The sequence below is a fragment of the Psychrobacter sp. VH5 genome (genome assembly GCF_050572635.1).
Classification (GTDB): domain Bacteria; phylum Pseudomonadota; class Gammaproteobacteria; order Pseudomonadales; family Moraxellaceae; genus Psychrobacter; species Psychrobacter celer.
The window spans coordinates 2,433,828-2,456,262 of the sequence record NZ_CP192145.1 but is presented as its reverse complement, the minus strand read 5'-3'; the positions used below and the strand labels follow the sequence as shown (position 1 = coordinate 2,456,262).

The 22,435-nt window shown below is 46.4% G+C and carries 17 protein-coding genes; 10 read left to right on the top strand and 7 right to left on the bottom strand.

The features are described 5' to 3' along the window. Nucleotides 1–9 precede the first annotated feature (9 nt). Nucleotides 10–1,248, top strand: a complete 1,239-nt coding sequence (locus tag ACNFVB_RS10260) for an argininosuccinate synthase (RefSeq protein WP_430737418.1) — start codon at nucleotides 10–12, stop codon at nucleotides 1,246–1,248. Between the two features lie 159 nt (nucleotides 1,249–1,407). On the opposite strand, the gene ACNFVB_RS10255 is transcribed toward ACNFVB_RS10260, so the two are convergent. Continuing rightward, entirely contained in the window at nucleotides 1,408–2,670 is a 1,263-nt protein-coding gene (locus tag ACNFVB_RS10255; RefSeq protein WP_430737417.1) for a hypothetical protein, read from the bottom strand. Between the two features lie 146 nt (nucleotides 2,671–2,816). Between ACNFVB_RS10255 and ACNFVB_RS10250 the strand changes: the two genes are divergently transcribed. Beyond that, the gene (locus ACNFVB_RS10250) at nucleotides 2,817–3,332 is read left to right on the top strand and encodes a L,D-transpeptidase (RefSeq protein WP_105246361.1); all 516 of its coding nucleotides are present in this window, start codon (nucleotides 2,817–2,819) and stop codon (nucleotides 3,330–3,332) included. Nucleotides 3,333–3,539: 207 nt separating this feature from the next. Then, complete coding sequence (locus ACNFVB_RS10245) at nucleotides 3,540–4,154, top strand: nitroreductase family protein (protein ID WP_430737416.1); 615 nt, start codon at nucleotides 3,540–3,542, stop codon at nucleotides 4,152–4,154. Nucleotides 4,155–4,278: 124 nt separating this feature from the next. Here the strand turns inward: ACNFVB_RS10245 and ACNFVB_RS10240 are convergent, their stop codons facing one another. Then, nucleotides 4,279–5,928, bottom strand: coding sequence for a CYTH domain-containing protein (locus ACNFVB_RS10240; protein ID WP_430737415.1), 1,650 nt, complete (start codon nucleotides 5,926–5,928; stop codon nucleotides 4,279–4,281). Nucleotides 5,929–6,060: 132 nt separating this feature from the next. Beyond that, a complete protein-coding gene (locus tag ACNFVB_RS10235) occupies nucleotides 6,061–7,647 on the bottom strand; it encodes an isocitrate lyase (RefSeq protein ID WP_334221911.1) in 1,587 nt (528 codons plus the stop codon). Between the two features lie 815 nt (nucleotides 7,648–8,462). Here ACNFVB_RS10235 and ACNFVB_RS10230 point away from each other — a divergent pair. Both ACNFVB_RS10230 and ACNFVB_RS10225 read left to right on the top strand, forming a co-directional pair. Continuing rightward, nucleotides 8,463–9,452, top strand: a complete 990-nt coding sequence (locus tag ACNFVB_RS10230; RefSeq protein WP_071002118.1) for a LysR family transcriptional regulator — start codon at nucleotides 8,463–8,465, stop codon at nucleotides 9,450–9,452. Nucleotides 9,453–9,784: 332 nt separating this feature from the next. Then, nucleotides 9,785–11,164: an NAD-dependent succinate-semialdehyde dehydrogenase gene (locus ACNFVB_RS10225; protein ID WP_430737414.1), complete on the top strand. Its 1,380-nt coding sequence runs from the start codon at nucleotides 9,785–9,787 to the stop codon at nucleotides 11,162–11,164. A gap of 100 nt (nucleotides 11,165–11,264) precedes the next feature. On the opposite strand, the gene purN is transcribed toward ACNFVB_RS10225, so the two are convergent. Next, nucleotides 11,265–11,948, bottom strand: a complete 684-nt coding sequence (gene purN, locus ACNFVB_RS10220) for a phosphoribosylglycinamide formyltransferase (RefSeq protein ID WP_430737413.1) — start codon at nucleotides 11,946–11,948, stop codon at nucleotides 11,265–11,267. Continuing rightward, nucleotides 11,948–12,997, bottom strand: coding sequence for a phosphoribosylformylglycinamidine cyclo-ligase (gene purM, locus ACNFVB_RS10215; protein ID WP_430737412.1), 1,050 nt, complete (start codon nucleotides 12,995–12,997; stop codon nucleotides 11,948–11,950). Before purM ends, purN begins: the two co-directional genes overlap by 1 nt. 395 nt (nucleotides 12,998–13,392) lie before the next feature. Between purM and ACNFVB_RS10210 the strand changes: the two genes are divergently transcribed. The 3 genes from ACNFVB_RS10210 (at nucleotide 13,393) to ACNFVB_RS10200 (ending at nucleotide 16,507) form a co-directional block, all read left to right on the top strand. Next, nucleotides 13,393–14,499, top strand: a complete 1,107-nt coding sequence (locus ACNFVB_RS10210; RefSeq protein ID WP_100749790.1) for an AI-2E family transporter — start codon at nucleotides 13,393–13,395, stop codon at nucleotides 14,497–14,499. 323 nt (nucleotides 14,500–14,822) lie between these two features. Then, on the top strand, nucleotides 14,823–15,626 hold the full coding sequence (gene hda / locus ACNFVB_RS10205) for a DnaA regulatory inactivator Hda (RefSeq protein ID WP_105243935.1): 804 nt from the start codon (nucleotides 14,823–14,825) through the stop codon (nucleotides 15,624–15,626). A gap of 191 nt (nucleotides 15,627–15,817) precedes the next feature. Then, entirely contained in the window at nucleotides 15,818–16,507 is a 690-nt protein-coding gene (locus tag ACNFVB_RS10200; RefSeq protein WP_289054816.1) for a DUF2057 family protein, read from the top strand. A gap of 119 nt (nucleotides 16,508–16,626) precedes the next feature. On the opposite strand, the gene ACNFVB_RS10195 is transcribed toward ACNFVB_RS10200, so the two are convergent. Both ACNFVB_RS10195 and ACNFVB_RS10190 read right to left on the bottom strand, forming a co-directional pair. After that, nucleotides 16,627–17,106, bottom strand: a complete 480-nt coding sequence (locus tag ACNFVB_RS10195; protein ID WP_105243933.1) for a Dps family protein — start codon at nucleotides 17,104–17,106, stop codon at nucleotides 16,627–16,629. Between the two features lie 488 nt (nucleotides 17,107–17,594). Then, on the bottom strand, nucleotides 17,595–18,254 hold the full coding sequence (locus ACNFVB_RS10190) for a YcxB family protein (RefSeq protein WP_075100597.1): 660 nt from the start codon (nucleotides 18,252–18,254) through the stop codon (nucleotides 17,595–17,597). 583 nt (nucleotides 18,255–18,837) lie between these two features. Between ACNFVB_RS10190 and serS the strand changes: the two genes are divergently transcribed. Both serS and tkt read left to right on the top strand, forming a co-directional pair. Further along, nucleotides 18,838–20,124 (top strand): serine--tRNA ligase, encoded by a 1,287-nt coding sequence (serS, locus tag ACNFVB_RS10185; RefSeq protein ID WP_075100598.1) that lies wholly within the window; start codon nucleotides 18,838–18,840, stop codon nucleotides 20,122–20,124. A 291-nt stretch (nucleotides 20,125–20,415) separates the two neighbouring features. Beyond that, nucleotides 20,416–22,413 carry a transketolase gene (gene tkt, locus ACNFVB_RS10180; protein WP_430737411.1) on the top strand — a complete coding sequence of 666 codons (1,998 nt, stop codon included), beginning with the start codon at nucleotides 20,416–20,418 and terminating at the stop codon, nucleotides 22,411–22,413. Nucleotides 22,414–22,435 lie beyond the last annotated feature (22 nt).

The window sequence follows — 22,435 nt, the reverse complement described above, 5'->3', positions numbered from 1 at the left end:
GAGTTATTCATGGCTCAACTTGATCCAAAAAATATTAATAAAATCGTATTGGCTTATTCAGGTGGTCTTGATACCTCCATCATCGCTAAATGGCTGCAAGAAACCTATGATGCTGAGGTGATTACTTTTACCGCTGATATCGGTCAAGGCGAAGAAGTTGAGCCGGCCCGTGCCAAAGCCCAAGCCATGGGCATCAAAAATATCTATATCGAAGATTTGCGCGAAGAGTTTGCGCGTGATTATGTCTTCCCGATGTTTCGTGCCAATGCCATCTATGAAGGCGAGTACTTACTCGGTACGTCTATTGCCCGTCCGCTCATCGCCAAGCGTTTGGTTGAGATTGCCAAAGAGCACAACGCCGATGCCATCAGTCACGGTGCTACAGGTAAAGGGAACGATCAGGTACGTTTTGAGCTTGGGGCGGTCGCGTTGTCACCTGATGTTGTGACTATTGCGCCGTGGCGTGAGTGGGACTTGTCAAGTCGTGAGAGCTTGATGCAATACGCCAAAGAGCATAATATTGCCATTGACTATGCTGGCAATAAGAAAAAATCGCCTTACTCAATGGATGCCAACCTACTGCATATCTCTTATGAAGGCGGTATTTTAGAAGACCCATACGCTGAGGCAGAAGAAGATATGTGGCGCTGGTCGGTCAGCCCAGAAGAGGCGCCCGATGAGCCGTTATATCTTGAGCTTGAATACAAGAAAGGGGATATCGTTGCTATCGATGGTGAGCGCCTTAAGCCATATGAGGTAATGATTAAGCTAAATGAGCTAGGCGGCAAGCACGGTATCGGTCGTTTGGATATCGTCGAAAACCGCTATGTCGGTATGAAGTCGCGCGGCTGCTACGAGACGCCAGCGGGTACCATCATGCTAAAAGCGCATCGCGGTATCGAGTCGCTGACCCTAGATCGTGAAGCGGCGCATCTAAAAGATGAGCTGATGCCGCGCTATGCAAAAATCATCTACAATGGCTACTGGTTTAGCCCTGAGCGCATGATGCTACAGGCATTGATTGACAAATCACAAGAGTATGTCAATGGTACGGTACGTGTGAAGCTGTATAAAGGCGCGGTGAGCGTGGTTGGTCGTAAGTCAGATAACTCACTATTTGATGAAAAAATTGCCACGTTTGAAGATGATGCGGGCGCATATGATCAAAAAGACGCAGAAGGTTTTATCCGTCTAAACGGCTTGCGTTTGGCCATCGAAGCCAGCCGCGGTCGTGATTTATCAAAATAAGCGCTTACGCTGCTTTTGATAACTTGATCATCAAAAAGCACGTCATTATATAAAATATAAAACAGAGGCCGCTATCGATAGCGGCCTCTGTTTTTTTTTATGACAGTATTATGAAGATGTTATAAGGATGTTATAGAGGTGGTCATAAAAAAATATTGTCTATTTGGTTTGTTGATCATTTGCGGGTGCAGTCTCGTCATCGTCTACTCGAACGATGGCGACATCTTGCTGCTGACGCTCTTTTAGGCGGTCTTGCTCTATGACTTCCTCGGTTGCCAGCACCATACCGTCTGACTTTTGGTTTTGATATTTGAGCATCGCAAGAGCACCAAGGACACCGATCACAGTGACGATCAAAAGGATAACGGGGTTTTTCCAAAGTGGCGTGGCCGCGTCATATTCAATTGGTTTTTCGCTGATGGTGGCCGGAGTGTTATCGTTATTACCGCCGATTAACCCTAAACTGACCAAAGGCGGCTTTGGTGGATTGGCAGGCTCGGAAGTTATGCGTAGGCGATTGCGGCTCAAATAGATATCAGATATCTTTGCCAGCTGTAATAGCCAGCGCTGATGTGGTAGCGCGATGGCAGACATTTGGGCAAAGACCAGCATGTCATTGTGATGACCTTGCTGGACATTGTCAGGTGAGCGGCCGATGGCCTTAAGGTAGTTGCCAGTGGCTAGCTGCATATCTTGTACAGGGCTTTGATTGTCAGGTCTAAACCCAGTCAGCTCATACCAATAAGGGTCAAAAATCGGGGGCACGCTAGATAGCGGCGCGCTACTCAATAGACGGCGCTCGGCAGCGTTTACAGGTGATGATTCTGTCGCAGCAGACGGCGTGTCTATACTGTCATGTTGGCTCGGTTCTTGTGCGGCGACTGTCTTAGACGTATGAGCCTGCGCAAAACGCTCAGCTGCCAAAAACTGCGGCTGCAGCGCAAACCACTTATCGATCTCATCATTATCTAGCTGACTATAATCTGCTAAGATAGCCAGCTCACGTAGTGCAATCACGCACAAAGACGTGAGCAAAATTTGTACTTGTGGCGAGGTGGCTTTTATCTGAGAAGCAATGCGCTCACTGGCTTTGATGACTCGGGCACTATCGCTAAATATCGCATCGGCAGCGTCGTGGCGATGGTACAACGTCGCCCCTAACGTCGCAAAGTTCATCGAGTTGTATTGGCGTAGCTCTTTGACCGCGCCGCGCCCAAATAGCTTTTTGCTGACCGCCTGTCCTTGATAGCGCTGCTGATAGGCGAGGAGCGCACTGACAATAGCTTGTAGGCTGGCATCCATCGCTAAACGCGCCTGCGGTAGTGAAAGCTGGGCGGCATCTGCCAAAAGTGATACCATCGGCTGGGTATCATGATATAAAAAATCATACATCGACACACGTGTCGGTGAAATAGTCGTCATAATCTGCTAGCATCAAAAAGTGTGCCCCTATATTACGGTGCCAAATGTCTCGGCACAATCCCTTAACAATAGAAAAATTCAATCCATTGACTTACAACGCGGTTGGCAAAGATGTCAATTAGATGACTGACCGCTGGATATATCCTATGAAAAATCATGAAAACCTTGATATGCATTTGGTGATTAATATTGCTCAACAAGCCTTAACACTCTACCAATATGATAAAAAAATAGCGCAATACGCCGTATCTACCGCCAAAAACGGTATCGGCAGCCAGCAAGATAGCGGTTGTACGCCGCTTGGCGAGCATGTCATTGCTCAAAAAATAGGTGGCAATGCGCCGATCAATGCTGTGTTTGTCGGACGGGTGCCAACTGGGGAGATCTATGATGATGCGCTCGGAAAGCAATACCCTGAGCGCGACTGGATACTAAGCCGCATTCTATGGTTAAGTGGTCTCGAGGAAGGGTACAATAAAGGCTGTAATGCCCAAGGTGGCTGTGATACCTATCAGCGCTATATCTATATTCATGGCACCCCTGACACCGAGCCGATGGGCGTTGCGCGCTCGCATGGCTGCGTGCGTATGCGTAATGACGACATCGTAGCGTTATTTGCGCAAGTCAAGGAAGGTACGCCTGTGTCTATCGTGGCAGCGTAGATGGGCAGATAATGGCTTTGATCAATCAAGCGTGTCAGATACATTGCAACATCAAGCAGAATAACTTTATAGAGTGATTGATAAAATTAACTTTATAGAGACTAGATATTATTTAGCATATTGATATAATATTTGCCTTATTAAAAGTGAGCGTGTCGTGCCAGATATCGCTCACTTATGATGTCTTTTACGATAAGGATAATGATCATGTCTCAAGAAAGTCTAGTCACGTTACAACAAGCTTTTGATGAGCGCCGTTCGGTATATGCATTGGGCAATGAATTACCAGTCGCGCCGCAAGCGATTATCAACATGGCAGAGCGAGTGCTTTTGCATACGCCTTCAGCCTTTAACTCGCAGTCTTCGCGTCTGGTGGTGTTGTTTGGTGACGAGCACCAAAAGCTGTGGGACATCGCTGAAGAAAAACTGCGGGCAGCGGTCGGCGACGGTGACTTTTCAGGCAGTCAGCAAAAGCTGGACGCCTTTCGAGCGGCGGCGGGTACTGTCTTGTTTTATGAAGACCGAAACGTGACCAAATCATTACAAGAGCAGTTTGCTTTATATGCTGAGCGTTTCCCTATTTGGGCAGAGCAAGCCTCAGCCATGCACCAGTATGCCATGTGGACAGAGCTGAGTACGCTGGATATCGGTGCCAACCTACAGCATTATAACCCACTGGTAGATGAAGATGCCGCGGCAGCGTTTGCTATTCCGGACAGTTGGGAGCTGATAGCGCAGATGCCATTTGGTAATATCAAAGCCCCTGCTGGCGAAAAAACCTATGAGCCGGTCAATGAGCGTATGAAAGTACTGGGTCTATAAGAGAGCCAGTAATTTCATACGCCCTAGGCCTGCCTGATGATAACGTGGCCTTGTGTTACTAATATCAATGATAAAAAGACAGCTCATCGACCGTGAGCTGTTTTTTTGTATGTAGCATAATGGTTTAGATTGATATCAGCGATTTTTTGACTTTGGCCAAACGTTTTTGAAGAGGTTTATGTTGGGTCTTTAGGGTAGCAGCAAACCAGCCTGCGCCAAATAGCGCACGCGTCTCTGTCGCTGATTTTTGCTGATAGTGCTGGCCATCACGCATGGCGTCGTCATAGTGGCTCAGTGCCTGTTTTGCTTTGAGCAAGTGCTTACGCTGACGCTTGAGCTTCTTTTTTACTTTCTTTTTTTTGTGGCCTGTCTTGAGCAAAGGCGCGGCAAATTCATGGACATAATATAAGCTCGTCACCTGCTGGTTTAACGCTAGTAGGGCTTGCTGACCCTCTTGCATGTCTTGGACGCCTTTCATCTCTTGGGCGCTGCCGTTTTTCTTGGCATCGTCGGTGTCGCTCTCTTCTGACTCAGCGCCATCTAAGCATGGGTATCTTTTATGTTGTAGCCGCTCCTCGGCTTGCACAAATGCTTTTTGCTGCTTGAGGAGCACGGCTGTTAGCGCCTCTTTTGCGCTTTTGTCCGCGTGCGTCTCAAGTGCTGGATCACTCATTGCAAAAGCAATCAGCTCCAGTAAGGTTAATTGAAAGTCATTGGCACAGACAGCGTCCATGGGCCGTACCTTCATAGCATCAATATCAGCCGTCCATTCTACAGCAGGCGCGCCATATTGCTGTAAATGTGGCTCTACAGTAGAGGCCAAATGAGTAAGGTGCTGATAGTCACTGAGTAGCGCTTGAGTTTGCTCTAGTATGGGTGACCAATCAGGGTTGATCTCATCAGAGAAGCTGGCAAACGCTTGCAGAGCAGCGTGCAGGCGAGTGATACCAATCGCTAGCTGCAAGACATGTGCGTCATCATAGCGCCCAGAGACGATGGCGCTGCTATTGGGCAGTATATGTAGTAGGCAATGATGCACCGCCGCCCGTACAAACGCAGGCATGCTGATATGGTTGTCGATATGAGAAAGCTGAGTATCAGCAGTGACAGCAGGGCTATGCGCTTGTCTTGTAATCAATAGACCACCGCGCTCGGCTTTGGTGATGGTAGATAAGCACAGCTTATAACGCTTACACCAGACCTTGGCTGTCGTAAATAAAAAATCAATATCGCCTGACACCAGCTCAAACTCAATTTCTTGAATACGATCACGCAGTGCATCATCATTACCGTGGACAATCTCTCCATAGTCATAGGCCATCTCCAGCTGATTGTCTGCGCCTTCATCATTGTCTTCTATCAACAGGCGGGTGGTGCGCTCGACATCAGTGACATACAGTTGAGTGAGTTTTTTGGTGAGTTTTTTGAGCTTAAAGGCGGCAAGAGCAGGGGCGATGGCGGTGTCTTTATATATACTCAAATCAGGCATAAGCGCTTTGTCAGCGAGCATGGCTTGTACATGCTCAGGGTCTAAGGTGGCGTTGTGCTCTAGGCGAGCTGCCAGACTATCGCCGCCAGCTTTGATGGTCTGCACCCATGTATCGCCTTCTTTACGAATGCGTAGGCCAATCCCTGCTTGCGCCAACTGCTGATCAGGGGTGTCATAGTAGTGGGCAGCCATTTGTGTGGTTTGAGAGGATTTGACTTTTGCTTGACGCATCAAGCCTTTCAGCCGTGCCTCTGGGACCAAAAACTTAAGTTCGATCTCTTGCATAATGACTCCTAATAATGACGACGAATGATTATTAGTCTACCATCCTATGCGTGATGATAGGACAATAAAAAAGCCGCCCTACAGTATGTAGGACGGCTTTTTGTATCAGCTATACTTAAAAGTAGTCGATGATTAGAACTGGTTCATGGTGTTCTTTTCGCCGCCAGCTTTTAGCGCGTTGTCACCTGAGAAGATTTCTTTGTGATCATCACCTAAGTCAGAGCCCGCCATGGCTTGGTGCTTAACACAAGAGATACCTTCGCGGATTTCTTTGCGCTGTACGCCAGCTGCATAAGCAAGCATGCCTTCTTCACCAAAGTAGCCTTTAGCAAGCTCATGTACGCTAAGCGCTGTGGTGTGGTAAGTTGGCAGGGTGATCAAGTGATGGAAGACACCTGCTTCACGTGATGCATCACGCTGGAAGTTTTGTGCAGCAACGTCAGCGGCAGCGTCAAGCTCAGTGCCGTCGTAATCGCTACTCATCAAGTTATCTTTGTCATAGCTTGATACGTCTTTGCCTTCTTCTTCCCACTGAGCGATTATTTGCTTACGGAAGTTTAGCGTCCAGTTGAATGATGGGCTGTTGTTGTATACGAGCTTGGCTTTTGGCTGCTGCTCTTTGATGCGATCTACCATTGATTTGATGTGGGCAACATCTGGCGTTGGTGTTTCGATCCATAGTAGGTCAGCACCGTTTTCAAGCGCAGTCACACAGTCAAGCACAACGCGGTCGATGTTAGTGTCTTCACGGAACTGGTATAGGCCGTTAGCCAGACGTACTGGACGTACTAGTTTGCCGTTATGCTTAAGTAGGCTATCGTTCTCATTTGCGTCTTCAATGCTTATTTCTTCCATTTCTAGGAAGTCAATGTACTGAGAAGCAAGGTCGCCAGGCTCCTGTGATACTGGGATTTTTTGCGTCAACGATGCGCCTTCAGAGTCAGTACGAGCAACGATAACACCGTCTTCGACACCAAGCTCTAAGAATGCGTAACGAATGGCATTGATTTTGGCGATGTAGTCTTCGTGCGGTACAGTGACTTTACCTGCTTGGTGACCACATTGCTTGGCATCAGATACTTGGTTTTCGATCTGAATGGCACAAGCACCGGCTTCGATCATTTGCTTGGTTAGCAAGTAAGTCGCTTCTTCGTTACCAAAACCTGCGTCGATATCGGCGATGATTGGCACAACGTGTGATTCGAAGTTTTCAATTTTCTCTAAGATAGCTGAGGTATCTTGACCTGCTTCTTCAGCTGCGTTTAGCTCACGGAAGTAGTCGTTTAGTACTTTAGCATCGGCTTGACGCAAGAACGTGTAGATCTCTTCGATTAGCTTTGGCACAGAGGTTTTTTCGTGCATAGATTGGTCAGGTAGTGGACCAAACTCAGAGCGTAGGGCGGCTACCATCCAGCCTGATAGATAGATGTAGGTTTTAGATGTGGTGCCAAAGTATTTTTTCTTTGCATACATGGTTTGCTGAGCGACAAAACCGTGCCAAGCACCTAAAGACTGTGTGTATTGAGACGTATCATTGTCATAGTCTTCCATGTCTTGACGCATGATTTTTGCAGTATATTTGGCGATATCCAAACCGGTTTTAAAACGGTTTTGCATCATCATACGTGCCGCATCAGTCTCGCTGATATTCTGCCAGTTACCGTGCTTTTGCTTTAATTCACGTACTAAGTCGATCGCTGATTTATATGCAGTTGACATCTATAGTCTCCTTGGTGGGGTGTAAAAAAAACGAAAAATTCCGTGTTAAAATAACGCTAATGGTGTCTGACCAGATAAGCGCATCTCGTGATGCTTTATTTGAGTGTTATCGGCGGCTTATCAGAGCAGAGACCATCATCAGTCATCCGTTCGAGCATCTGTTCAAGCCTTAGTTACCCTAAACAAACTTTCTCGCAAATACAAGTAAACTACTAAACTTGGTCGTCGACAGATGATGGGTAAAATATCAATAACAATGGGGTGTATCCATATATCGCTCAGGGGCTTACGCTAAATTATTAGACAGCAGTGTCATCATTGGCGATAAGAGATGTTACAATATTCAATGCCGTATTCGCTGGGTTTGGTCGCAATCCATGACCGATATCCTTTGGACAACTGGCCTGCGATTGGGATTTTTATAACGTTGTCGCAGCAATAACTTTCATAAATGTATCTTTTGTCAACACGGTTTGGCGGCTTGTACGACCGGCTCATCAGACTCTGATAGACCGGCATCAATAGCGCACAAACAGGATAGTTGTGGTCCGTGTTGCAAATCATCTATGGATTCACTATAACTGTCTTACCAAGATTTATCTAATTTATGATAGTTATCTTTAGTATTTTTATGGGTTATAATGTATAGATAACAGCGGCTTACGACTGGTAAATCGCGTTATCATCAGTGGGCGTTAACGCAAAATATAAAATAAATAGCGATATTATGCAGTTATAGGCTGATGGTCAGCATAATTGCACAAAAAATGCCGAGCTTATAAAAGGTGTTTATTCAAAAGCCAAGAGAAATATATATGAATTTGCAGCGGGTAGATTTAAATTTATTGGTACATTTAGATGTGTTGTTACGAGAAAAAAACGTCACGCGGGCAGCCGAGCAGCTTGGCATTACCCAGCCTGCCATGAGCAATATTTTGCGGCGGTTGCGCAAGCTGTTTAATGACCCATTATTGGTGCGCTCGTCTGAGGGTATGACGCCAACGGAGCGTGCATTGGAGCTGCAGCCACGTATTCGTGAGATATTGGCTGACTTGACACAAGTGCTGGAACCACGCACAGAATTCCGTCCTTATAGTACCTCACGCGTGTTTCGAATCATGACATCAGATTATGCCGAAGCGACTTTGGTACCGAGGCTAGTGAAGGCACTACGTTCGGAAGCACCCAACGTCATTTTGGACTTTTTGACGCCCTCTGATGTCTCCTACCGTGATATGGAGCAGGGGCGTGTGGATTTGGCGATAAACCGCTTTAATGAGATACCGCAGAGTTTTCACCAAGTGCTGGTCTGGCGTGATACCTTCAGTTGTCTGCTGTCCTCTGAAAGCCCTTATGCCAACCGCTTTAATCTAAAAAACTACCTAAAAGCTCAGCACGTTTGGGTATCCAAAACAGGTATGGGGGTTGGGTTTGGGGTCAACCCTGAAAAGTCTGGCGGACTTGGCTCTATTGATCAAGCATTGCAGCGCTTGGGTCAAAAACGGCAAATCAGCGTTTTTACTCGCCATTATCAGATGCCAGCCATGCTCGCAGCAAATAAAGACTTGATTGCCACTTTGCCGACACGCGTGGCTCGTATGCAGGCCAACAACGACAGTATCATCATGGAAGAGCCGCCATTTTTTATTCCTGAATTTGAGCTGACGATGGCTTGGTCGCCATTACTTCAGCACCATCCAGCCCATCGCTGGCTGCGTCAGCTGATCATGCACGTGGCGCGTCAGGTGGTCGCTGAAGAAGAAAACCCGCCACAAGAGATTCCTGTTATTAACCATTTGTTTTAATAGCATTTTTCGGGATTTAAAAAACACATGACAGGCAGCTTAATTGTGTCGTCCTTATGAGTTTATATGCCATGAACCAGCCACTCGGCTGGTTTTTTTATTTAGCCATTCTTAATAAGACAGTCACATTATTAACACGTTCAACACACTTCACAATATATTGTAAAACTCCTCGCCAAATACCTTGTTATTATAACCACAGATAGAAAACGACCTACCGATAAAATTAATCGTACTATCGATGAAGCACCAAACAATCAAAAGTACCAAACAATTAAATTAAAAGTGACAATAATACTAAGTACATAAAACCAAATAACAAGGACATCCACATGTCAGATATTACTACTGTAAACCCAGCCACGGGCGAAGACATTAAAAATTATGATTATATGACCAACGATGAAGTTAACAAAATTGTTGATGCGTCACATAATGCATTTTTAGAATGGCGTACGGTGAGCCATGAAGAGCGTGGCCGTATCATTCAAACTATCGGTGACAAGCTGATGGAATATAAAGAAGAGCTGTCTCGCCTTATGACCGAAGAGCGCGGTAAGCTCTATGGGCAAAGCCAGCAAGAAGTAGACCTCTGTAAAGCAATTTGTGATTACACTGCTGAAAATGGTATTGCTGCGCTTGCAGATGATGAGCGAGATATCGAAAGCATGAAAAAAGGTATCGTGACTTATCAGCCAATCGGTGTTATCTATGGTATGCAGCCATGGAACTTCCCAGCGTATCAAGTCTTTCGCTATGCCATTGCTAACTTGATGGCCGGTAACAGTGTTTTATTAAAGCATGCTGCCAATGTAACAGGCTCTGGATTATTAATAGAGAAAATCTTCCATGAGTCCGATCTACCAAATGATTTATTCCGTACGATTTTGATTGATCATGACCAATCAGAAAAATTGATTGAAAATGACAAAGTACGTGGCGTAACGCTCACAGGTAGTGATGCTGCTGGTCGTATCGTTGGTCAACAAGCGGCCAAAGCAATCAAAAAATCAGTACTAGAGCTCGGTTCAAATGACGCCTTTATCGTACTAGAAGACGCCGATATAGAAACCGCAGTAGAGACCTGTACCCAAGCCCGTTTAGTCAATAACGGTGAAACTTGCGTAGCAGCAAAACGCTTCATCGTGGTCGATAGCGTGTATGACGAATTCCGCAAGCGTATCGTAGAAAAATTTGAAGGTACAAAATCTGGCGATCCAATGGATGACAGCTCAGATATCGGTCCATTAGCGCGTAAAGACTTGCAAGAAAAACTGCATGAGCAGGTTGAAGACAGTGTGAAAAAAGGCGCGACCGTTGCCGTCGGTGGTGAGCTGCCAGAAGGTAAAAGCAGCTATTATCCAGCGACCATTTTAGAAAATGTCGAAAAAGGCCAGCCTGCCTATGACGATGAATTGTTTGGCCCAGTGGCGTCATTGATTCGCGCTAAAGATGACGACGATGCCATGCGCATTGCCAACGACAGCCGTTACGGTCTAGGTGGCGCTATCTTCTCAAAAGATGAAGAAAAAGCGATTCGCTTAGCCAGTGAGCAATTCGATACGGGTATGGTATATATCAATGGTTACGGTCTTGCCAATCCTGCATTGCCATTTGGCGGTGTGAAGAATTCAGGCTATGGTCGCGAGCACGGTGGATTTGGTATCAAAGAGTTTGTAAACATTAAAGCAGTACACGTATTTGGAAAATAACAGTGAATAACACGTAAAATTGTTAAAGACTAAAAAGAAAAACCCAGCTACTTAATAGCTGGGTTTTTTTCGTGTGGGTGAAAATAATATCTTAAAACAACTAAGCGTCAATTAATAGACGTAAGGGCAGGGCAGGCAAAATGCTAGAGGCTTGCTCACTTGGCGTTAATGACACGCCGCCAATAGCGATTTGTAATATCGTCCACGGCAATAGTTGATGCTCCAGCACTTGTACGCGCTTTTGCAAACTATCAGGCGTATCGGTATGACGAATAGGCAAGACCGCTTGGCTTAACACTTGTCCTGCATCCAGCTCGGCGGTGACCACATGGATACTACAGCCGTGCTCACGCTCACCTGAGCAGAGTACACGGGTATGCGTGTCTAGCCCTTTATAAGCGGGAAGTAGCGATGGGTGCAGGTTAATCATCGGTGCAGGCGCATTATCGATAAAGTCTGCACTCAATACCCGCATAAAGCCTGCCAAAACGACCAAGTCAGGCTGCCACGCTTCAAGCTGTGCGGTGGCGTGCTTTTCAAAGGTTTTGATGCCCATGCGTTTGCCACTAGCAACGTGCGACAAGACAGCAACCGGAATGGCTGCATCGGTCGCACGTGTTAACGCATAAGCATCATAGCGATTACTAATGACACCAACGATTTCAATCGGTAGCGCACCTGCTTGCATGGCATCTATGAGCACTTGTAGATTACTTCCACTTCCTGATACCAAAACCGCAATGCGTAATGGTTTGACAGGTTGGTTTGTCTTATCAAATGACATTAACGGTATACCACGGCATCGGCTTCACGTTTGACCATTTCGCCGATTTGCCAAGCTTGTTCACCATTGTCGTTTAAGATCTCAATAGCTTTATCAGCCTGCTGTTCTGGCACCACAATCACAAAACCAACGCCGCAGTTAAAGGTGCGGTACATCTCAGCCTGACTAATATTGCCCTCAGTTTGTAGCCAGTTAAACAGCTCTGAGAATTGCCAACTAGTAGTATCGATACTAGCAGCAAGATGATCTGGTAATACACGTGGTAAATTATCAGTCAGACCGCCGCCGGTGATATGCGACATGGCATGCAAGGCTGAGCTGCCAAGGGTATCTTGCAGCGCTTTGATGGCTTTAACATAGATACGAGTCGGTGCCATCAAGGCATCTTGAATAGGTTGACCATCTAGTTGCTCATCGCTAGTAGCCACGTCAATACCGCTAACTTCGATGACTTTACGCACTAGTGAGTAGCCATTTGAGTGTGCGCCGCTAGAGGCAAGAGCGATCAATACATCGCCTTCGCTGACGTTTTTGCCTGTGATGACTTCTGCCTCTTCAACCACGCCCACGCAGAATCCAGCGAGGTCATAATCGTCGTCTTGATACATACCTGGCATCTCAGCAGTCTCGCCACCGATAAGTGCACAGTTTGCAAGTTTACAACCATCGCCGATACCAGTGACCACAGTCGCTGCGACATCGACGTCCAGCTTGCCTGTTGCATAGTAATCTAAGAAAAACAATGGCTCAGCCCCGCATACAAGTAGATCGTTTACGCACATAGCGACTAGATCAATACCAATCGTATCGTGACGATCAAGCTGTAGTGCCAGCTTAAGCTTAGTGCCGACACCGTCCGTCCCTGATACCAGTAGAGGCGAGGTGTAACCAGTCGGAATACGACAAAGCGCTCCAAAGCCGCCAAGTCCGCCCACAACCTCAGGGCGAGAGGTGGCTTTTGCCACTGATTTAATACGTTGAACCAACGCATCGCCAGCATCAATATCAACGCCAGCATCTTTGTAGCTTAAAGAAGGCTTGTTACTCATGGTCATCTCACAAAATTTATAAGGAATGAAGGTGGGTCAAAAAGCGAGTTGGTTATGATAACTCTGAAGGTCGTGGGCGCATTATACCCAAAAACCGCCCTGACTCGCAAAGCAACTTGCCACTTATTCGCTATATTTGCATCAGTTTGCGCCAGATCGTTAGTACTTGCCAAAAAAACCTTATCAAACTATAAAACATCATGACTATAGTGAATTGACTAAAAGTGAGTGTTGCCTGTGATTGCACCATATGGTTTTGCTGGCATGTTACTACTTACAATCATATAAGAAACAAAAAATGACGGATTTTTTGCTGTACTTTGCGATAATAGAACGCAAAATTATTGTCAATCACTGTTTACTATTTTTATTAGCCAATCGCAGGGTTACCCACCATGATAAACCAAACCATAGATCCTTTTTTTCGGCGCTTATTTATTGTGGCGGCGATGGTGGTGGCGCTTTTTTTATTGTATTTGATGATGCCAGTCATTATTCCGTTTGTTTTTGCTTTTGTACTGGCGTACTTGTTTAATCCGCTGGTCAAGCGCCTATCGAAATATATCAAGCGCTGGGTGGCGATTATCATTGTCTATGCCACCATCACGCTGGGTATGATGCTGCTGCTTTGGTGGCTGGTACCGACGTTATGGCATCAGTTGCAAGCGGCTTGGGACTATCTGCCAAAGGTGCTAAATTGGTACAATCAAGTCGTGCGTGAATGGTTTGCTAATAACAGCCGTATTCGTTTGCCTGAGCTAGAAGCCAAAGGGTTTTCTGAAACCTTGGTCGACTATATGCAGACGAACTATAAGTTTGCAGATGCCAGTACGATGATGAGTCAAATCATCGCCTCTAGTATGAATTTTATCAACAATGCAGGTCTTATCGTATTGGTACCGATTTTGACTTTTTATTTTTTATTCAACTGGGATCAGCGGTTGCAGACTTGGAAGATGGCCATACCAGCACCCTATTGCAAAAAAGTGTTACAGGTAGCGCATGAGTGCGACCGTGCATTGATGGCATTTATCAAAGGTCAACTGCTGGTCATGGTACTACTGGGCGCGATATATGCGGTGCAGTTGCAGCTTATCGGCCTTGAGCTGGGTCTGATCATCGGGATGGTGGCAGGTATCGCAAGTTTTGTGCCTTACTTGGGGTTTGGTATCGGTTTTATCGCGGCCATTGTCGCCTGTTTGTTTCAGTTTGGGCTAGACTGGACCTATTTGGCATTGATTGTTGGGGCGTTTTTGGTGGGGCAAGCAGCAGAGGGCTATATCCTACAGCCACTGTTGTTGGGGGATAAGATTGGTCTATCGCCGCTGTGGGTTATCTTTGCGGTATTGGCAGGGGCAAGCTTATTAGGCTTTGTCGGGATGCTGATTGCACTGCCTGTGTCAGCTGTCCTGAATGTGTTGTTTCGCCATTTGTATGATTATTATCGCTCAACCGATCTGTATAAAGGCCATAAGCAACTGACATTGTTTAAGGATCAATGATTCATATGTCTTAGTGTTTGATTTACCCCGTGGTTATCACCATTTTAAAATGAGAATGCGCCCGAATGATGAGTGATAAAAGTTATAACATGGATAACGTGGATTGTATGAACGTAAATGCTGATTGATGCAAGGTAAAGGGTAAAAGACTTGTCAGTCATTTTACAAATATGTTATATATAGGCGCAGTATTCACGGTATTTATCGTTCCTAGGTTGGCTTGGGTCAGCGTTCATAAAAGCACAAGCTACCCAAGCCAGTTTAAAAATATTAGTCGTTTAGCCTTTTTAGTGATTGCGCTACGCAAACCGAGTTGATGATTCATGGCAGAAGCACAGCTAAGTCTCAATCTGGACATTAAGCACGATGCAAGTCTTAGCGATTTTGCAGGTCCTGGTTGGATGTCGATTATTGATGCAGTCAGGCAGCTACATGTCGGCCTGATCGGTCAGTTATACCTGTTTGGCAGTCCTGCGACAGGCAAGTCTCATCTGTTGTCCGCTATTTGTGAGTCGTATATAGAAATGGATAAGACGGCTATCTGCTTGTCGCTCAATGAGCTGATTCATACAGATGTCCATGTCCTCTCGTCGTTAGAAAACTTTGATTTAATCGCCATTGATGATTTGGAGGTGCTAGAGCAAAGCACCCAGTGGCAAGAGGCTTTGTTTCATCTGATCAATCGTAGCCGAGAAGGGCAGCGCCAGCTATTGTTTGCTGCCAACAAACCTGCAAGTGAGTTACCCTTTGGGCTAAGGGACTTGCTGACGCGTTTGGCTCAATCGCCGACCTTTAAGGTTCCTAATGGCCATGACTTCGCTGACCGTCAAGCGCTACTGCAATCTATCTTGCGCCGCCGCGGCTGGCAGTTTGACGACCGTATCATCGATCACTTGCTGACTGACGGACCACACCGTATCGGTGCGATGATGGACGTGCTCAATTATATTCAGCCTATGTTTTCCAATCTTGGTCGCAGCAATATCTCCAAAGCCGTCATCAGTGATGCGCTGCGTACCATCGATGAGCAAACGCTGGCTGCTGAGCTGGCAGATATTGCGCAAGAGACGCAAATAGATAGCAGCACAGCAGAGCAAGACCAACATACCATGCCACTCGACTTTTAGGCGGTGTGTTTCTTACTTCTAATAGGTTTGATTGCTTTTTTTAAGTTTGAATGCGCGATAAATAACGGCGTATGTTATGAGTAACCCCATACGCTGTCATACAAAAAAACAACGGTTTTTACCCATTTTTTATCAACTGTTTGCCAACCCGCTTTATTCTCTAAAACGCCACATGACTACTGGACCCACTTATGAAACCACATGCTTCTTTGTTAAAAAAACTGACCACCAGTGCTTTGCTTATAGGGGCAGGTTCTGTCTCTATGCTATCGCACGCGGCCGTGACGCTGTTGGTCGATGATCATATCAAGGTCACTGCCATCAATGGTCAAGAAGTGCAGCAGAGTGCCTTTCAGCCGCTCACAAAGAAGTTTACGTTGCAGCCTGGTACGCATGCGATTACGGCCAAATACGACCGTTTGTACAACTTGCGCCGTGATGAGCACGACTATTTGCGCTCAGGCAATGTCAGTGTGACCGCGCAATTAGCAGACAATCAGACCTATCGTCTGACCATGCCAGATCAGCCAGAAGCGTACGAAGCGGCGAGAGAGTATGCCAAACGTCCGACATTGGCTGTAGAGCAAAATAATACCGTGATCGCCAGCCAGCAAAGTCTCGGCAATCAACAAGGCGGACTGTTCTCAGGCTTGGGTAAAGCCATCGGCGGCGTGTTTGGTGGTGCAGGTGACGCCGAGCGACAAAACCAGCGAGCGATTGCCGCTTTAGAGCAGCCGGCCCAGAGTAGTGTCAATACAGGCACCGCGCAACCTGTGCCAGCGGCTGTGCAAACCGGTAATACTCTTGATAGCTTTATGCAGTTATGGCTACAGGCGACCCCTGCGGAGCGCGAAAAAATCCGTCAGTGGATTCAAAAATAAGCAGCCTAAGTATTTTGAACCAAAAAAAAGCACCCATTGGGTGCTTTTTTAATGCTTATGTTTTTTGTACTTATATTTTTAGTGCTTATGTATAAGTATAAGCAGCGTATTTTATAGCCTTAGCCCAAAAACGCGTTGTACATCCAGATCAGTTTTTCTTGCTGTTGTACGTATTCATCGACCAAGTCTGCTGTGCCTTGGTCTTCGGCTTTTTCGGCCACTAATGACACGTCGCGCTGCTCTTCGATCAAAGCTTTTAGGCCTGTGACCACACCTTTTACACAAGCATTGCCATCTTTGACGTTTTTGTCTTCAGAGATGCTGGTGTGCTGAGCAAAGTCGCTATAAGCGTGTAGTGGCGTACCACCTAATGTCAAGATACGCTCAGCGATTTCGTCGATCTCTACTTGTAGGCTGGTATATAGCTCTTCAAACTGTGGGTGCAAAGTAAAGAAGTGCTCGCCCTTGACGTTCCAATGATAACCACGGACGTTGATATAAAACATATGATAGCTTGATAGTAAGTCGTTTAGCTTGCTGATGACTTCGCTCATGTCTGCTTTTTCTAGGCCAATCTGGTTGGTTGCATTATTACTCATGATATTATCCTTATAGTTTGAGTGTTCAATAAAAAGTCGTATTAAAAGCCTAGTAGCGTACGTAATCTTGAGTCACCAAAAAGATGACCAAAAAAACCACTAAAAAGCTTGATAATAAAGAAGACTAAGAGTGTAGCAAGTCATAGGCTACGTGGCTATGCTCATTCATACAATATAGCCGTTTTACCAAAAAAAATAACAATATAAATGATACGGCGATACTCGCACCACAACATCTATCAGTTGCCTATGAGGCGGCCGATAGCCAGTATCATAAACAAAGGTATCTGCTATCAAAAGTAGGTACCGTCCTCATGCTAACTTTTGGGGACTTCTAAACCCTTTTTTCTTCTACTGGTGGCTATCATAGCAAAACATCATAGATAAGTTAAATTTATTAATTTTAACTATATGATTGGTTATTTATAACCAAGGCACGCCCTAGAGGTATAGAGCGCTTTTGTATCATAAGCTGCTAAAAAATATGATTAAGCAGGAGGTTGCAAGCTTTCAGGGTTTAAGCCTTTGACAGGTACCACTTCTTGGAGATGCTGACGCACGGTATCGATCGGAAACTTTTGCGCTTGTAGGCGTTTTGGGACGATCTGGCTGCCTTGTTGGCCTTTAACTTCAAACATCATAAAGATGTAATCGTCGGTTTCATCCCAGCTTTTGACAGCAGTCCATGGAATGACGGCTTGCTGAGTTTGGCCTGCACGCATCTGCATGCCGCGCATCTGATTGCTATTAAACATCTCTGGTTGATTGACAGGCATGGCCATCACCAGTCCGTGCTTTTGTACGCCCAGCTTCATCTGGCGCATCTCATCGGGCATTTCTTGATCAGCCACTTGTTTTTCAAACTCTCTTTTGACGTACCATTTAAAACCAAGGGTACGCACCAGTACATAAATCACCACGGCCACCAGCATTAACCAAAAGATAATCGTAGAGTAGCCTGTGACAAACACCAAACCTGCAATCGCTAGTATCACGACCACGGCCATGACGACCCACTCTTTGGTCTTAAAACTGGATAAACCAAATGAGGGACTCGCACTGGCAAACAGCTCATACTGTGCTTGATGAAATTCGGCCTCGGTGAGGTTTAAGGCGATGGGTTGGAGCGTGTAAGGGTACAGGGCCATAGAGGTTTCTCAGATACTTGTGTTAACAGCGTTGGGTTTCGATCGCCAAAGCAGGACAGCGTCGCCATACTTGGCTAAAGACAGAAAAAAGATATGCGCTTATCTTACCGAAAAGCGCTCTTAAATGAAACATATAAGCGGTGCGATGGCGGGATTGGTCTTATATTTCTATGGATGCGCTGTGCGCAGGTGGTATTTACATAAAATAAAAATCACTCCAGCATAACAAGCGCTACGGCGTGAATATAGCACCATTAAAGTCTTGTTAGGGCGTTATCGCGATATCACTGAGAACATCGCCAAAATATAGGCAAAATATGGTCAAATCTGCTGGGTCTTGGTATCATAGCGGCTATTATATATTCTTATAACCAGCATGGCACATCAGGCGGCTTGATATCCATCAGTGCATCATGAAGACACTCATCAGAACCATTTTAGGATAATGGGATGGTCCTTTAACAGGCCATGTAAGTCTATTATCTTAGCGGAATTGGCCTGACAGCATGCTCTGATTGGCTGATCTGATTATCAACACGCCCTATTAAACTTTTACCCACATTTAGCGTTACAGGCGACTATTATGATTGATCCGAAACTCTTACGCGGCGATTTAAGTGATTTACAACAGCAGCTAGCCACTCGCGGCTACGAGCTTGATATGGCTTTTTGGCAAAACATCGAAACCGAGCGTAAATCTCTACAAGTCAAAACCGAAGAGCTGCAATCGCGCCGTAATGCGGGTGCAAAGCAAGTGGGCGTGCTAAAAAAATCAGGCGAAGATGCCAGCGAGCTACTGGCTCAAATGCAAAGCATCAGCGGGGAGATTAAGGCGGCAGAAGATGAGCTGCGCACCTTGCAAGAGCGCATCACACAAGCGGCCATGCAAATCCCCAATATTCCAGCAGCAGATGTGCCTGTCGGAACGTCAGAGGATGATAATGTCGAAGTGCGCAAATGGGGGACGCCGCGTCAGTTTGATTTTGACATCAAAGACCATACCCATATCGGCGAAACCTTGGGCATGCTGGATTTTGAAGCGGCCACCAAGCTGACCGGTAGTCGTTTTAATGTGCTCAAAGGGCAGCTGGCACAGATGCATCGCGCTTTGATTCAGTTTATGCTGAACACTCATACGGTCAAGTACGGCTATCTTGAGACTTATGTGCCTTATATCGTCAATAGCGAGAGCCTAAAAGGCACCGGCCAACTGCCTAAGTTTGAAGAGGATTTGTTTAAACTGACCAATCATACCAATAACGATGAGATGGATTTTTATCTGATTCCGACTGCAGAAGTGCCGATGACCAACTTGGTACGCGGTGAGCGTTTGGATATCAAAGAGCTGCCATTGAAGTTTACCGCCCATACGCCCTGCTTCCGTAGTGAAGCTGGCTCGCATGGCCGTGATACCCGTGGTCTGATTCGTCAGCATCAGTTTGAAAAAGTCGAAATGGTCAATATTGCCACTAGCGAGCAGTCAGATGATTTGCTTGAGGCGATGACAGGTCAAGCCGAAGATATCTTGCAGCAGCTAAATCTGCCTTATCGGGTGGTACAGCTGTGTACTGGTGATATGGGTTTTGCTGCGCAAAAAACCTACGACATCGAAGTATGGCTACCAAGCCAAGACACCTATCGTGAAATCTCTAGCTGCTCAAACTGCGGCGACTTTCAGGCGCGCCGTATGGGCACACGAGTCAAAGATGGCAAACAAACCAGTCTTGCTCATACGCTAAACGGTTCAGGCCTTGCTGTCGGCCGTACGCTGCTGGCAGTGATGGAAAACCATCAAAACGCTGACGGTAGTATTAGCATTCCAGAAGTGCTGCGTCCATATATGGGCGGCGCTGAGACCATTTTGGTTTAATGCAGGGATGTTTTTCTAAATTGCCATCTACATTGCTATTTAAGCTGCGGGTCATCAATGGGCTCGCGGTTTTTTGATCCGTGTTGGTTTGAAAAAAATGATACAAATGATGATTAAATACAAACGATTCTATCAGCGCATTTTTAGCGTGCCTGATGGCAAATATGTTAATATAGCACTTTGACTTTATCGTCTGTCTGTCGATGATGCGTCAGGCGTTTTTGGCAGACTATCCTCGAGTAAACCCTTCTCTTATGCTCCACATTTCTGATTCGAATATTAGGACACTCTATGCCAGCTCCAATTAGCGAACGTAAACTAGCCAATGCCATCCGTGTACTGTCGTTTGATGCGGTTCAAAAAGCCAACTCAGGGCACCCGGGCGCGCCGATGGGCATGGCCGATATTGCCGAGGTTTTGTGGCGTAAATTCTTAAAGCACAACCCTGCCGATCCTAACTGGCACAACCGCGACCGTTTTGTCTTATCAAATGGTCATGGCTCGATGCTGATTTATGCATTGCTACATTTGACTGGTTATGACGTCAGTGTCGATGACCTAAAAGGCTTCCGTCAGCTGCATTCAAAAACCCCAGGTCACCCTGAGTATGGCTATACCCCTGGTGTTGAGACGACCACAGGCCCACTCGGCCAAGGTATCGCCAATGCCGTTGGTTTTGCGATTGCCGAAAAAACCCTTGCCGCCCAGTTTAACCGCGATGGCCATAACGTTGTCGATCATCATACCTATGCGTTTTTGGGCGATGGTTGCTTGATGGAAGGCATCAGTCATGAAGTGTGCTCGCTAGCTGGCACGCTAGGGCTTGGCAAATTGGTATTCTTCTATGATGACAATGGTATCTCAATCGATGGTAATGTTGAAGGTTGGTTCACTGATGATACCGAAGCTCGCTTTGAGTCTTACGGCTGGCAAGTTATCAAAGTCGATGGTCATGATACTGATGCGATCACGCGGGCAACTGAGCAAGCGATTGCAGAAACTGCTAAGCCAAGCCTAATTATTTGCAAAACGACTATCGGTGCTGGTAGCCCGAACAAGCAAGGTCTAGCGGCTAGCCACGGTGCGCCACTTGGTGATGATGAAATTGCCTTGACTCGTGATGTGCTGTCTTGGAAACATGCCCCATTTGAGCTAGACGATGAAATCTATGAAGCGTGGGATGCCAAAGCCAAAGGCGATGTGCAGCAAAAGAACTGGGATGCTGACTTTGCAGCGTACAAAAAAGTCTACCCAGAGCTGGCAGACGAGCTATTACGCCGCCTAAATGGCGAGTTGCCTGTTGACTTTGCTAGCCAAGCGCAAGCGTATATTCAGCAAACGCAAGAAGCAGGCGGTGACGTTGCTAGTCGTAAAGCCAGCCAAAACGCGATCAACAGCTTGCAGCCATTATTGCCAGAACTACTAGGCGGCTCAGCAGATTTAGCGGGCTCGAACCTGACGCTATTCAAAGGTGCTAAAGGAATCGAGAAAGACGCTGATGGCAACTATATCTATTATGGCGTGCGCGAGTTCGGTATGATCGCGATTGCCAATGGTATTGCATTGCATGGCGGCTTTATCCCTTACGTAGCGACGTTCCTGATGTTTATGGAATACGCACGTAACGCGGTACGCATGGGCGCACTGATGAAGCAGCGCGTCATCCATGTCTATACCCATGACTCTATCGGTCTCGGTGAAGATGGCCCGACGCATCAGCCAGTTGAGCAATTGACTAGCCTACGTACCACGCCAAATCTACGCACATGGCGCCCTTGCGATGCGACCGAATCGGCTACGGCTTGGGTAGAAGCGATTAAGTCAGCAAACAATCCATCTGCATTGATCTTTAGCCGTCAGAGCTTGCCACATCAAGCGCGCGATGAGAGCCAAGTCGCGAACATCGCCAAAGGTGGTTACGTACTAGCCAAAGAACAAGGCGAGCTACAAGCCATCATCATCGCAACCGGCTCAGAAGTTGGTCTTGCGATGCAAGCGCACAAGACGCTTAGCGAAAATGGCATTGGCGTGCGTGTGGTGTCTATGCCATGTGCCGAGATCTTTATGGAGCAAGACGCTGATTATCGCGAGTCAGTATTGCCTGCCACCATCCGCGCCCGCGTCGCAGTAGAAGCGGCGCACGTAGACTACTGGTATAAGTTTGTCGGTCTCGATGGCAAAGTCATCGGTATGACCACTTATGGCGAGTCAGCACCAGCCAGCGATTTGTATAAAGAGTTTGGTATTACGGCCGACGCTGTGGTTGAAGCGGTAAATAGTTTGGTTTAATCCTTTAATCAAACTAAAAACT

Excerpts from the sequence above, each read along its gene's own strand:
- ACNFVB_RS10195 (WP_105243933.1), bottom strand. The coding sequence starts at position 17,106 with ATGAGTAATAATGCAACCAACCAGATTGGCCTAGAAAAAGCAGACATG.
- ACNFVB_RS10190 (WP_075100597.1), bottom strand. The coding sequence starts at position 18,254 with ATGGCCCTGTACCCTTACACGCTCCAACCCATCGCCTTAAACCTCACC.
- ACNFVB_RS10250 (WP_105246361.1), top strand. The coding sequence starts at position 2,817 with ATGAAAAATCATGAAAACCTTGATATGCATTTGGTGATTAATATTGCT.
- ACNFVB_RS10245 (WP_430737416.1), top strand. The coding sequence starts at position 3,540 with ATGTCTCAAGAAAGTCTAGTCACGTTACAACAAGCTTTTGATGAGCGC.
- purN (WP_430737413.1), bottom strand. The coding sequence starts at position 11,948 with ATGTCATTTGATAAGACAAACCAACCTGTCAAACCATTACGCATTGCG.
- purM (WP_430737412.1), bottom strand. The coding sequence starts at position 12,997 with ATGAGTAACAAGCCTTCTTTAAGCTACAAAGATGCTGGCGTTGATATT.
- ACNFVB_RS10225 (WP_430737414.1), top strand. The coding sequence starts at position 9,785 with ATGTCAGATATTACTACTGTAAACCCAGCCACGGGCGAAGACATTAAA.
- ACNFVB_RS10260 (WP_430737418.1), top strand. The coding sequence starts at position 10 with ATGGCTCAACTTGATCCAAAAAATATTAATAAAATCGTATTGGCTTAT.
- ACNFVB_RS10255 (WP_430737417.1), bottom strand. The coding sequence starts at position 2,670 with ATGACGACTATTTCACCGACACGTGTGTCGATGTATGATTTTTTATAT.
- ACNFVB_RS10230 (WP_071002118.1), top strand. The coding sequence starts at position 8,463 with ATGAATTTGCAGCGGGTAGATTTAAATTTATTGGTACATTTAGATGTG.
- ACNFVB_RS10235 (WP_334221911.1), bottom strand. The coding sequence starts at position 7,647 with ATGTCAACTGCATATAAATCAGCGATCGACTTAGTACGTGAATTAAAG.
- ACNFVB_RS10210 (WP_100749790.1), top strand. The coding sequence starts at position 13,393 with ATGATAAACCAAACCATAGATCCTTTTTTTCGGCGCTTATTTATTGTG.
- ACNFVB_RS10200 (WP_289054816.1), top strand. The coding sequence starts at position 15,818 with ATGAAACCACATGCTTCTTTGTTAAAAAAACTGACCACCAGTGCTTTG.
- hda (WP_105243935.1), top strand. The coding sequence starts at position 14,823 with ATGGCAGAAGCACAGCTAAGTCTCAATCTGGACATTAAGCACGATGCA.
- ACNFVB_RS10240 (WP_430737415.1), bottom strand. The coding sequence starts at position 5,928 with ATGCAAGAGATCGAACTTAAGTTTTTGGTCCCAGAGGCACGGCTGAAA.
- serS (WP_075100598.1), top strand. The coding sequence starts at position 18,838 with ATGATTGATCCGAAACTCTTACGCGGCGATTTAAGTGATTTACAACAG.
- tkt (WP_430737411.1), top strand. The coding sequence starts at position 20,416 with ATGCCAGCTCCAATTAGCGAACGTAAACTAGCCAATGCCATCCGTGTA.